At 69.6% G+C, this 9248-nt stretch carries 12 protein-coding genes and 1 pseudogene; 9 read left to right on the forward strand and 4 right to left on the reverse strand.

What is annotated here, in order from left to right; translation table 11 throughout:
* From ACFWPJ_RS04950 to ACFWPJ_RS04970, 5 genes are all read left to right on the forward strand, one after another.
* Positions 1 to 556 (forward strand): metal ABC transporter solute-binding protein, Zn/Mn family (locus ACFWPJ_RS04950; protein ID WP_378847284.1); only part of this gene is annotated, 556 nt, incomplete at its 5' end.
* The gene (locus ACFWPJ_RS04955; RefSeq protein WP_378847287.1) at positions 553 to 1284 is read left to right on the forward strand and encodes a metal ABC transporter ATP-binding protein; all 732 of its coding nucleotides are present in this window, start codon (positions 553 to 555) and stop codon (positions 1282 to 1284) included. The genes ACFWPJ_RS04950 and ACFWPJ_RS04955, both read left to right, overlap by 4 nt.
* Before the next feature lie 10 nt (positions 1285 to 1294).
* Positions 1295 to 2176 (forward strand): metal ABC transporter permease, encoded by an 882-nt coding sequence (locus tag ACFWPJ_RS04960; RefSeq protein ID WP_378847290.1) that lies wholly within the window; start codon positions 1295 to 1297, stop codon positions 2174 to 2176.
* An 89-nt stretch (positions 2177 to 2265) separates the two neighbouring features.
* Positions 2266 to 2784, forward strand: a complete 519-nt coding sequence (locus ACFWPJ_RS04965; protein WP_378847292.1) for a hypothetical protein — start codon at positions 2266 to 2268, stop codon at positions 2782 to 2784.
* A 52-nt stretch (positions 2785 to 2836) separates the two neighbouring features.
* Positions 2837 to 3178, forward strand: coding sequence for an MmcQ/YjbR family DNA-binding protein (locus ACFWPJ_RS04970; protein WP_378847294.1), 342 nt, complete (start codon positions 2837 to 2839; stop codon positions 3176 to 3178).
* Between the two features lie 9 nt (positions 3179 to 3187).
* Here the strand turns inward: ACFWPJ_RS04970 and ACFWPJ_RS04975 are convergent, their stop codons facing one another.
* On the reverse strand, positions 3188 to 3619 hold the full coding sequence (locus ACFWPJ_RS04975) for a hypothetical protein (RefSeq protein ID WP_378847297.1): 432 nt from the start codon (positions 3617 to 3619) through the stop codon (positions 3188 to 3190).
* Positions 3620 to 3704: 85 nt separating this feature from the next.
* Here ACFWPJ_RS04975 and ACFWPJ_RS04980 point away from each other — a divergent pair, with 85 nt between their 5' ends.
* Both ACFWPJ_RS04980 and ACFWPJ_RS04985 read left to right on the forward strand, forming a co-directional pair.
* Positions 3705 to 4253: a YaeQ family protein gene (locus ACFWPJ_RS04980; protein ID WP_378847299.1), complete on the forward strand. Its 549-nt coding sequence runs from the start codon at positions 3705 to 3707 to the stop codon at positions 4251 to 4253.
* A gap of 64 nt (positions 4254 to 4317) precedes the next feature.
* Positions 4318 to 5229 carry an alpha/beta hydrolase fold domain-containing protein gene (locus ACFWPJ_RS04985; protein WP_378847301.1) on the forward strand — a complete coding sequence of 304 codons (912 nt, stop codon included), beginning with the start codon at positions 4318 to 4320 and terminating at the stop codon, positions 5227 to 5229.
* Here the strand turns inward: ACFWPJ_RS04985 and ACFWPJ_RS04990 are convergent.
* Positions 5226 to 5807, reverse strand: a complete 582-nt coding sequence (locus ACFWPJ_RS04990) for a TetR/AcrR family transcriptional regulator (protein ID WP_378847303.1) — start codon at positions 5805 to 5807, stop codon at positions 5226 to 5228. The genes ACFWPJ_RS04985 and ACFWPJ_RS04990 overlap by 4 nt on opposite strands.
* Before the next feature lie 89 nt (positions 5808 to 5896).
* On the opposite strand from ACFWPJ_RS04990, the gene ACFWPJ_RS04995 reads away from it, so the two are divergent.
* A complete protein-coding gene (locus ACFWPJ_RS04995; RefSeq protein ID WP_378847306.1) occupies positions 5897 to 6934 on the forward strand; it encodes a beta-ketoacyl-ACP synthase 3 in 1038 nt (345 codons plus the stop codon).
* Position 6935: 1 nt separating this feature from the next.
* On the opposite strand, the gene ACFWPJ_RS05000 is transcribed toward ACFWPJ_RS04995, so the two are convergent.
* Both ACFWPJ_RS05000 and ACFWPJ_RS05005 read right to left on the reverse strand, forming a co-directional pair.
* Positions 6936 to 7445 carry a DUF1990 family protein gene (locus tag ACFWPJ_RS05000; RefSeq protein ID WP_378847308.1) on the reverse strand — a complete coding sequence of 170 codons (510 nt, stop codon included), beginning with the start codon at positions 7443 to 7445 and terminating at the stop codon, positions 6936 to 6938.
* A gap of 48 nt (positions 7446 to 7493) precedes the next feature.
* On the reverse strand, positions 7494 to 7841 hold the full coding sequence (locus tag ACFWPJ_RS05005; RefSeq protein ID WP_378847311.1) for a hypothetical protein: 348 nt from the start codon (positions 7839 to 7841) through the stop codon (positions 7494 to 7496).
* A gap of 108 nt (positions 7842 to 7949) precedes the next feature.
* Between ACFWPJ_RS05005 and ACFWPJ_RS05010 the strand changes: the two are divergent.
* Positions 7950 to 9047, forward strand: a pseudogene (locus tag ACFWPJ_RS05010) (winged helix DNA-binding domain-containing protein).
* Positions 9048 to 9248: the final 201 nt, after the last annotated feature.

Raw genomic sequence — 9248 nt, forward strand, 5'->3', positions numbered from 1 at the left:
TGGTCCGCGATCGGGGATAATCCAATCCGCTTTTGGTGTTTTGGGGGGGTTCTCGTTATTTTTTTTTTCAAAAAGTTGGGCGCGGTGCACCCCCCACCTCGATCCCGAGCACGCCGAGGCCTACCGCGCCAACGGCGACGCCTACAAGACCCAGCTCGGCGCCGTCCGCGACGACCTGGTCGCCGCGGTGAACACCCTGCCCGCCGATCAGCGGGCCCTGGTGACCTGCGAGGGCGCGTTCTCCTACCTCGCCCGCGACACGGGTCTCACCGAGAAGTACATCTGGCCGGTCAACGCCGAACAGCAGGCCACGCCGCAGCAGATCGGCTCGGTCATCGACTTCGTGCGCCAGCGCGGTGTGCCCGCGGTGTTCTGCGAGTCGACCGTCTCCGACGCGCCGATGCAGCGCGTGGTCGAGGCCACCGGCTCACGCTACGGCGGCACCCTCTACGTCGACTCGCTCTCGGAGGCCGACGGCCCGGTGCCGACCTATCTGCAGCTGATCCGCCATGATGCGAACATCATCGCCACCGCCCTCGCCGGAGCCCCGCAATGACGACCGCGCCCGTCGTAGAGATCCAGGACGTCACCGTCCGCTACGGTGACGTGCTCGCGCTCGACAATGTCGAACTGACCCTGAAGTCCGGCCGGGTCTGCGGCCTGATCGGGATGAACGGCTCGGGCAAGTCGACGCTGTTCAAGTCGATCATGGGCCTGGTCACCCCCGACCGCGGCCGGGTGCTCATCAACGGCAGCCCGCCCGCCGCCGCGCGCAAGGCGGGCACTCTCGGCTACGTGCCGCAATCGGAAGATGTGGACTGGAGCTTCCCGCTGTCGGTGCGCGATGTCGTCATGACCGGCCGCTACGGGAAGATGGGTTTCACCCGGCGGGCCAGCAGGGCCGATCGCGTGGCCGTCGCCGACGCGTTGGCCCGCGTCGATCTCACCGACCTCGCCGATCGCCAGATCGGCCAGCTCTCGGGCGGCCAGAAGAAGCGGACCTTCGTGGCGCGCGGCATCGCCCAGGAGGCGACGATCCTGCTGCTCGACGAGCCGTTCGCCGGTGTCGACAAGCGGTCGGAGGCGACCATCACCGCGCTGCTGCGCGAACTCGCCGCCGACGGCGCGACCATCCTGGTATCCACCCACGATCTGCACGCGCTCCCGCAACTGGCCGACGAGGCGGTGCTGCTGAACCGCCGGGTGCTCGAGCACGGCGACCCGGAAGTGGTGTTGCGACCGGAGAACCTGGCCAAGGCCTTCGGGCTCGATGTGGACGCGTGAGGAAACACTGATGAGCCTCGAAGAATTCTTCCTCGACCCGCTGCGCTACGAGTTCATGGTGCGCGCGCTGGCGACGACCGTCACCGCGGCGGTGGTGTGCGCGGTGCTGTCATGCTGGCTGGTGCTGATCGGCTGGTCGCTGATGGGCGACGCGGTCTCGCACGCGGTGCTGCCCGGCGTGGTGCTGGCCTACATCGTCGGCTGGCCGTTCGCGGTCGGCGCGGTGATCTTCGGTTTCCTCGCGGTCGCGCTGATCGGTGTCGTCCGCGATACCAGCCGGGTGAAAGAGGACGCCGCCATCGGCATCGTCTTCACGACCCTGTTCGCGTTCGGCCTGGTCCTGGTGTCGGTGACGCCGAGCCAAACCGACCTCAACCACATCGTGTTCGGCAATCTGCTCGGTGTGAGCCAGGGCGAGATGGTCCAGATCATGATCCTGGCCGCGATCGTGCTGACGGCGCTGGTGCTCAAGCGGCGCGACTTCACCCTCTACGCCTTCGACGCGACCCATGCCCACGCCATCGGCCTGAGTCCGCGGATCCTCGGCACGGCGCTGCTCGGTTTGCTCGCCCTTACCTCGGTGGTGGCATTGCAGGCGGTGGGTGTGGTGCTGGTCGTCGCCATGCTGATCATCCCGGGTGCGACGGCCTATCTGCTCACCGATCGCTTCAGCCGCATGCTCGTCATCGCGCCGACGGTGTCGGTGGTGTGCGCGGTGACCGGCCTCTACATCAGCTACCACCTCGACACCGCCGCGGGCGGCATGGTGGTGGTGACCCAGGGCGTCGCGTTCGCGCTGGTCTACCTGTTCGCGCCCCGGCACGGCATCATCGGCCGCCGGGTGAGCGCCGCGCGTGCCAGGGCGAGCGCGAAGGTCGCCGTCTCGAGCTGAATTCGGCGAATCCGCCGCGGGGCGGCGATCCGCGGCGCACGATGTCACCTAGAACGTGTTGCACTTCGCGCGGGAAAGGTCGTCGCTCGATGTTCGGTCTCGGGGTACTCGATACCGCCGCACTCTCGCTGGATTCGCCCGACGGGCGGCCGCGGGAGGTGCGGCGGGCACAGCAGCTGGCGGTGTGGCAGGCCATCTACTGCACCGGTGTCGCGGTCGCGGTGATTCCGGCGGCGGCGCTGCTGCCGTCGGATTCGGTGCTGCGGTACGTGGGATCCGCTTACGTCACCGCGGCCGCGGCGCTGCTGCTCGCACTGTTCACCCTGGTGTTCACGGTGCGCTCCCGCTACGCGCACGCCCTCGGCTGGTACGCGGCCGCGCTGGTGATCCTGGTCGGGGCGTTCGGCATTCTCACCCTGCCCGCGGTCGTGGTGTCGGTGGCGGTGATCGTGCTGCTCGATCGCCCGGCGTCCAAGGCCTGGTTCGAGGTCGAGGAGACGCCGGAGCCTCTCGCGTTCCGCGACCACGTCACGCGGATCCCGGCGTGGGTCCGTCCCCTCGCGGGTCCGGTCGGCACCGGCTGGAAGGCCCTGCTGGCGCAGCGATAGGCCGACGGCCTGACCCGGATTCGTGTCGGGGCTGGCTGGCAGGATGTAGGCCATGAAGGTCACTGGGGAGGACGTCCGCGCGTTTGTCCTGTCGCTACCGGAGACGGTGGAGCAATTCGCCTGGGGCATGCCGATTTTCAAGGTCGCGGGCAAGCTGTTCCTGACCCTGCCCGAGGAGGAGACCTCGATGGCGGTGCGCTGCCCGATCCTCGACCGCGACGAGCTGGTGGTCGCCGAGCCGGACAAGTTCTGGATCGCCGCGCACGAGGCGGGCAACGCGTGGGTCCGGGTCCGGCTCGCCGCCCTCGACGATCGCGCGGAACTGGAAGCCATCGTCACCGACTCCTGGCGGCTGGCCGCGCCCCGGGCCCTGCTCGAGGACGCCGACCAGTAGCGAGCGGGTTCAGGCGACCGGCGTGATGGTGGCCTCGATGAACTGGATGGCGTCGGCGGGGATGACGAAGGTCTCGACGATCTCGACGGTGGTCAGGCGCACGCCCGCGATGCCGGTGTCGAGCAGGTAGCGGGTGGTGACGGTGTCACCGGATTCGGACATGGTGAGGTCGCGGACGCCCTGGATCACCCGGTACTGCGGCCCGTTCTCCAGATCCGCGGTCAGCTGGGGACCGGAGTGGCCGGTCTGGAATCCGACTTCGATCCGGGTGGCGTCGGGGGTGAAGGGCACCGCGCTCGCGTCGTGGGAGACCAGGGCGTCGATGTAGGCGCGGGCGATGGCCTCGCGCGGGCTGTCGGCCGGATTCGGTTCCGCCACAGCGGTTGCCGTGCCGAGCGCGAGGAACGCCACCGCGAGGGCTGAAACATGAGTGATTCGCATGCAGAGATGCTGGCGGTCGCGACCGGTCGGCGCAACCGGTGCGGACAGGGGAGCGTCGGCGCGCGGCAGTAGGCTCGGAGCTCTTATGGCACTCAGCGCAACTCTGCACCATTTCGCCGTCCAACTCGCCGACGTCGACCGCGGCGTCTACGAGGACCTCGAGCTGCGGGTCGCCCGCCACCCCTCCGAAACCCTCGAGTACATGCTGACCCGCATCCTCGCGTACTGCCTGCAGTACGAGGAGGGCATCGTCTTCAGTGAGGGCGGCATCTCGGCCACCGACGAACCCGCCGTCCAGATCCGCGATCTCACCGGCCGGGTCACCGCCTGGATCGAAGTCGGCGCCCCCGACGCCGACCGGGTGCACCGGGGCAGCAAGCTCGCCGGTCGCGCCGCGATCTACACCCATCGCGATCCGGCGAAGGTGCTGGCGCAGTACGCGGGCAAGAAGATCCACCGGGCCGAGGACATCCCGCTCTACAGCGTCGACCGTTCCTTCATCGATGCGGCCGTCGCGCTGATCGACCGCCGCAATACCGCGACCCTCTCGGTCACCGAGGGTGTGCTCTACCTGGACCTCAACGGGACCAGCCTGCGCGGGGAGATCACCGAGCATCGGCTCGGGCAGGCCTGAGATCGATCCGGCCCGCGCCGGTAGCCGGTTGCCGTAGGGTCGAGTCATCGATCAGGAGGATCCAGTGCCGAGCGTGATGAGCCGGATCGTCGTACCCGCCTTTCTGCGGATCACCAGGGCGAACCGGAACTACGTCAGCGCCGAGGCCGCGCGCGAACACGTGCGGCGGCTCAGTGCGGCGCCCCTGCCCTACGCGCCGCCGAAGCGGCTGCGCGGCGTCGTGGTGTCGAAGATCGAGGACCGCGGCTGGCCGGTCTACACCCTCACCCCGGCGTCGGGGCCGTCGCGCGGCGGGCTCGTGTACGCGCACGGCGGTGGCTGGGTCGGCGAAATCGCCCCGCCGCATTGGCATCTCGCGGCTCGGCTGGCCGCGCAGTTGCGGCTCACCGTGACGGTGCCCATCTATCCGCTGATCCCGTTCGGCACTGCCGCGCAGGTGATTCCGCGTTTCGCCGAGATCGTCACGGACAGTCACGCGCGCTACGGACCCACCTTCGTCGCCGGTGATTCCGCCGGCGGTCAGATCGCCCTGTCGACCGCGCTGCATCTGCGCGACACCACCGGCACGACAGTGCCACGGACAGTACTGATCTCGCCCGCACTCGACCTCACCCTGGAGAATCCGCTGATCACGGACCTGCTGCCGCGCGACCCGTGGCTTGGTCGCGAGGGCGGACTCGTCTTCGGCGAGATGTGGAGCGGTGACCTGCCGATGAAGGACCCGATCGTGAGCCCGCTGTTCGGCGACTTCACCGGGCTGGGCCCGCTCACCGTCTTCACCGGCACCGAGGACATCCTCAATCCCGACGCCCACCTCCTGCTCGGCAAGGCACGGGCCGCCGGCGTCGACATCGACTTCCACGAAGGACGCGGCCTGGTCCACGTCTATCCGCTCACCCCGAGCCGCGAAGGCCGCCTGGCCAGGCGCCACATCGTCGAGACCCTGCGCGCCGACCTGAGCCGGGTGGGCGGCTAGCGCTGGGACAGGTGGTGGTTGAGCAGGATGGTCAGCTGGGTGACCGCCTGGTCGAACGGGTGGGGTGACTTGAGGGCACGGCTGTGAACGATGGTGCCCTCGATGGTGGTGAGCAGGAAGCCGGCCAGGGAGACGGCGGTGGCGCGTTCGATGCCGGTGGCGACGATGCCGTCGGCGAGGCGGGCGGTCCATTCGGCGAAGGCCTGGCCCGCGATCGACTGGACTGCCGGGTCGAGCTCGTCGAGTGCGGCGGCCATCATGAACGAGCCGGCGCTGTAGTCGGTCTGTTCGAGCGGGGTGCGCCAGAACGCGAGCAGGTCGGTGATCCACTGCTGTACCGACGGCGCGGTCTGCAGGGTGTCGGCCATCGCGCTCACGTGCGAGTACACCAGGCGGGACACGATGCGGGCCGCGGTCTGCACCAATTCGCCCTTGCCCGAAGGGAAGTGCTGATACAGCGAGTTGCGTGAGGTGTTGCTGCGCTTGAGCAGTTCACTCAGCGCGGCCGCGTGGACGCCGTGCTGCTGGACGGTGCTGATGGTGTGCTCGATCAGTCGGGCGCGCGGTCCGGCTGCCATCCGATCTCCTCCCAACCCTTGATTGAACCGATCGGTCCATGATAGACCTATTCCAGTGTGGACCGATCGGTTCATATGGAGAGGATGTCATGCCCACCCCCATCGCCACCGCAGTTCCGGTCACCCATACGGGAATTCTCGGCCTCGGCGTCTATCGCCCGCGCCGGGTCGTGCCCAATGCCGAGATCGTCGAGGCCATCGACTCCTCCGACGAGTGGATCAAGACCCGCTCCGGGATCGCCGCCCGGCACTGGGCCGAGCCCGACGAGACCATCGTCGGGATGAGCGTCGCGGCCGCGCGGGACGCACTGACCGCGGCCGGAGTGGCGGCCGAGCAGGTGGATGTGGTCGTCCTCGCGACGTCGTCGCAGATGGTCCTCGGCCCGTCGGCGGGCGCGGTCGTCGCCACCGAACTCGGCATGGACGACACCGCCGCCTACGACATCTCCGCCGGGTGCGCCGGCTTCTGCTACGCGCTGGCCGACGCGGCGAACCTGGTCCGCTCCGGCCAGGCGCGCAACGTGCTGGTGATCGGCGTGGAACGGCTCTCCGATCTGCTCGACACCACCGACCGCAGCTGCGCGTTCATCTTCGCCGACGGCGCGGGCGCGGTGGTCGTCGGCGCGGCGGAGCAGGAGGGGATCGGTCCGGTCGCCTGGGGTTCGGACGGCAGCCGCAGGACCGCTAACAACCAGGACAAGGACTTTCTCGAATACTTCGCCGAGGTCGCCGCTGCCGAGGCGAGTGGTGGTACGTCGGTGCGCCCGTACATCCGGATGAACGGCACCGAGGTGTTCCGCTGGGCCGTCACCTTCCTGGAGAAGGCCTGCCGCAACGCGCTGGACCGCGCGGGCATCGCCGCACAGGACCTCGACGCCTTCGTCCCCCATCAGGCCAATATCCGCATCACCGACGCCCTGGTGCGCACACTGGGCCTGCCCGACACTGTCGCGGTAGCCCGCGACATCATCGAAACCGGCAACACCAGCGCCGCCTCCATCCCGATGGCCATGGAACAACTGCTGCGCTCCGGCGCGGCGAGCCCGGGCGACACCGCCCTGCTCCTCGGCTTCGGCGCGGGCCTGGCCTACGCGGGCCAGGTCGTCCACCTGCCGCCGATCGCCTGAGTCAGCTGCGCAGGGCGCGCAGGTAGCGGCGGCGGTAGAACCGCTGGGCGACAAGCAGAATCGGGAAGACCGCGCGCCAGAGACCGGTCGGCGCGGGTTTCGTGAGTGACCGCAGGGTGAGTTCGACGGTGCCGTCCGCGCGCCGGTGCACGACGAACGCCTCCTCGCCGGACACGGGGTGCCCGGTCAGGGTCCCGTAGGCGAAGCCGCACCGGTCGGCGGTGTCGACCACCGCCACCACGCGCACGGGCTCGTGTATCGAGACCGGGCCCCATCCGGCGGTGACCCGGTAGTCGGCATCGGTCGTCGCGGGTGCGTCAGGGGCGACGCGAAAGCCACTGCGGCGCTTGACACCCCAGTGCAACACCGCCTCCCTGGCGGTCGCCCAGACGTGCTCGCCGTGGCCGATCACCACCGACGTCTCGAACCGCCGGAATCCGGGGTGCCGTGCGGTCCACACATGGTCGGCGGGACTGGTCGCGCCCGCCGGTCCGTAGGTCAAGGCCTGCATGTCGACGACGATAGAGCGCGGACGGGTCCGGCGCCGCCTGCCGGAGATTCACGCCGCGGGTTGCCCGGCTGCCACCCTGGTGTGCAGCGACCGGTGGTCGCTGACCGGTACGGCATACGCGGCGCCGTCGCGGATACCGAACTCGAACCGGCAGGGAAACAGCGAGGGCAGTCCTGTCGCGCGCAGATCGTAGTTCGCCGCGAGGGTCTGCATCGCCCAGCCCCGCAGGGAATCCGGTAGTCGCAGGGTGGTGCCGTCCACGCAGGACACGTAGGCCTGCGTCCGCTCACCGTTCACCGGGAGGGGGTTGCGCAGACCGACCGCGTCGATTTCCAGAATCCGGCCGGCGATGTGGGAAGAAGCGACGCTCGGCAAATCCAACTCGATGTCGTCCATGCGGGAAACGCTAGCGCAGCAATCATCCAGGGAACACGGGAATCGCACCGACTCGACGCACTTGGAAACCCTCGTTGACACAGGTCTTTCGGAAGAATGATCGCCATCATGAGTCTGCGAACCGTTCTCGATGCCAGGGCGCTCAATCGCGCCACTCTCGCCCGGCAATTCCTGCTCGATCGCGCCGACATCCCGGTGCTCGATGCCGTCGCGCACCTGTGCGGGGTGCAGGCGCAGGAACCGCAGGAGCCGTTCCTCGGGTTATGGTCGCGGGTCGCCGGTTTCGACCCGGCCGACCTCGACGACCTGCTGACCGGGCGGCGGGTGGTCCGGGCCCATCTCATGCGCCGGACCGTGCACCTGGTCACCGCCGCCGACGCGCTCGCCTGGCGGGGCAGACACGACGCGATGCTGCGGCAGCGGGTGCTCACCACCTACAAGCAGGAGCTCGCCGGCGTCGACCTCGACGAGCTCACCGCGGCCGCGCATGCCGTGCTTGCCGACGGCGAACCGCGCTCGATGGGGGAGATCGCGCGGGCACTCGCCGACCGCTGGCCCGCACCGGGCATCCGGGCGCTGGGGGAGTTGGTGATCGCGGCCCTGATCCCGACGGTGCAGTTGCCGCCGCGCGGACTGTGGAAGGTGAAAGCCGGTGTGCGCAATGCCCCGGTCGAGTAGTGGCTCGGTCGCGAGGTCGACCCGCCCGCCGCGCCGGGAACCGACCCCGTCGGCGCCGAACTGGTCCGGCGCTACCTGGCCGCGTTCGGTCCCGCCGCCTCGGCCGACCTGCGCGCCTGGTGCGGCCTGACCGGTCTGCCCGCCGCGGTGGCCGCGGTCCGCGACGAACTGATCACCTTCCGCGACGAACGCGGCAGGGAACTGCTCGACCTGCCCGACGCGCCACGCCCCGATCCGGAAACCCCTGCGCCGCCGCGCTTCCTGCCCGCCTTCGACAACGCCATCCTCGGCTATCACGACCGCGGCCGGATCATCGACGACGCCGACCGCGGCCTGTCCGTCGCGGGCGCCCGCGTGGTCCTGGTGGACGGCCGGGTCGCCGCGAGCTGGACCGTCGAGGACGACATCGTCACCGTCGCGCCGCTGCGCGAGCTCACCCGCACCGAACGCCGCGCGGTCACCGACGAGGGCCACCGCATGGCGATGTTCTTGTCCGGCAACGACACTGATCGCGTCCGGATTCGGTGATCGCCGCCCGGCGAAATATTGCGATCGTGTTGCGGCCATCGTCAAACCACTGAAAAGAACCGGAAAGATTCCCGTTTCGGGACCTTCATCAGCGGGCCGTGGGGCGGGGGGGCTCTCGCCCCCCCCCCCCCCCCCGCGCCGCGCGGGCCGCCACACGCCCCCCCCCGCCCGGGCGCGCCGCGGGGGGGGGGGAGCGGGCGC

The sequence above is a fragment of the Nocardia sp. NPDC058497 genome (assembly GCF_042720195.1).
GTDB lineage: Bacteria > Actinomycetota > Actinomycetes > Mycobacteriales > Mycobacteriaceae > Nocardia.

Excerpts from the sequence above, each read along its gene's own strand:
- ACFWPJ_RS04995 (WP_378847306.1), top strand. The coding sequence starts at position 5,897 with ATGCCCACCCCCATCGCCACCGCAGTTCCGGTCACCCATACGGGAATT.
- ACFWPJ_RS04980 (WP_378847299.1), top strand. The coding sequence starts at position 3,705 with ATGGCACTCAGCGCAACTCTGCACCATTTCGCCGTCCAACTCGCCGAC.
- ACFWPJ_RS05000 (WP_378847308.1), bottom strand. The coding sequence starts at position 7,445 with ATGCAGGCCTTGACCTACGGACCGGCGGGCGCGACCAGTCCCGCCGAC.
- ACFWPJ_RS04975 (WP_378847297.1), bottom strand. The coding sequence starts at position 3,619 with ATGCGAATCACTCATGTTTCAGCCCTCGCGGTGGCGTTCCTCGCGCTC.
- ACFWPJ_RS04965 (WP_378847292.1), top strand. The coding sequence starts at position 2,266 with ATGTTCGGTCTCGGGGTACTCGATACCGCCGCACTCTCGCTGGATTCG.
- ACFWPJ_RS04970 (WP_378847294.1), top strand. The coding sequence starts at position 2,837 with ATGAAGGTCACTGGGGAGGACGTCCGCGCGTTTGTCCTGTCGCTACCG.
- ACFWPJ_RS04960 (WP_378847290.1), top strand. The coding sequence starts at position 1,295 with ATGAGCCTCGAAGAATTCTTCCTCGACCCGCTGCGCTACGAGTTCATG.
- ACFWPJ_RS04990 (WP_378847303.1), bottom strand. The coding sequence starts at position 5,807 with ATGGCAGCCGGACCGCGCGCCCGACTGATCGAGCACACCATCAGCACC.
- ACFWPJ_RS05005 (WP_378847311.1), bottom strand. The coding sequence starts at position 7,841 with ATGGACGACATCGAGTTGGATTTGCCGAGCGTCGCTTCTTCCCACATC.
- ACFWPJ_RS04955 (WP_378847287.1), top strand. The coding sequence starts at position 553 with ATGACGACCGCGCCCGTCGTAGAGATCCAGGACGTCACCGTCCGCTAC.